This is a genomic window from Nocardiopsis sp. TNDT3, assembly GCF_003427465.1.
GTDB lineage: Bacteria > Actinomycetota > Actinomycetes > Streptosporangiales > Streptosporangiaceae > Nocardiopsis > Nocardiopsis dassonvillei.
Window position 1 is genome coordinate 1 of the sequence record NZ_QPFC01001381.1, and the last position, 1,016, is coordinate 1,016.

At 70.6% G+C, this 1,016-nt stretch carries 1 protein-coding gene; it reads left to right on the top strand.

The window, feature by feature from the left end; genetic code table 11:
* Positions 1-47 precede the first annotated feature (47 nt).
* Positions 48-1,016 (top strand): hypothetical protein (locus DQW06_RS28075; protein ID WP_117199611.1); only part of this gene is annotated, 969 nt, incomplete at its 3' end.

Below are 1,016 nucleotides of genomic sequence, written 5' to 3' on the forward strand. Positions count from 1 at the left end.
GACCCCGGCGGCCCCATCCGCCCGCCCCGTCTCCCGAGGAGAACCCCATGGGAAGCAGCAACTGGTCCACCGACGCCTACCACGCGCGTCAGGCCTACAACGCCTCCGTCGGCTCCAGCAGCTTCGGCTACACCGACGACGTGCTCGCCTCGACCCCGCGCAGTGCCTGGCGGGTCCACGACAGCCTCGACCCCCACGGGGTGGGCGTGCGCGAGAGCCGCGACTCCGCCGAACACCCCGAGTCGCTGGCCATCTCGGTGCTCTTCGACGTCACCGGGTCCATGCGCAACGTGCCGCGCGTGCTGCAGACCAAGCTGCCCGACCTGTTCGGCCTGCTGCTGCGCAAGGGGTACGTGCAGGACCCGCAGATCCTCTTCGGCGCGATCGGCGACGCCACGTGCGACCGGGCCCCGCTCCAGGTGGGGCAGTTCGAGTCAGGCAACGAACTGGAGGACGACCTGGGCAACATCCTGCTGGAGGGCGGCGGTGGCGGCCAGGTGATGGAGTCCTACGAGCTGGCCATGTACTTCATGGCCAGGCACACCTCCATGGACTGCCTGGAGAAGCGCGGACGGCGCGGCCACCTCTTCGTCATCGGCGACGAGATGGCCTACGGGGCGGTCAAGGCGCGGGAGGTGCGCGAGGTGATCGGCGACGACCTCACCGAGGACATCCCCTTCCCGCGGATCCTGGCCGAGCTGCGGCGCAGCTTCGAGGTGTACTTCATCATGCCGACCGGCAGCGGCCACTACCACAACGACAAGGTGCGCGGCTTCTGGGACACCCAGCTGGGCCAGAACGTCATCTACCTGGACGACCTCGACGCGGTGTCGGAGACCATCGCGGTCACCGTCGGACTCGCCGAGGAGGCCATCGACCTGGAGAAGGGCCTGGCCGACCTGGCCGAGGCGGGCTCCGACGCGGGCGAGGCGGTGGGCAGGGCGCTGCGGACGCTGTCCGAGAGCCGCGGCTCCGTGGTCGTGGCCGACACCCCGATCGGGCTCGGCGGCCCGGCC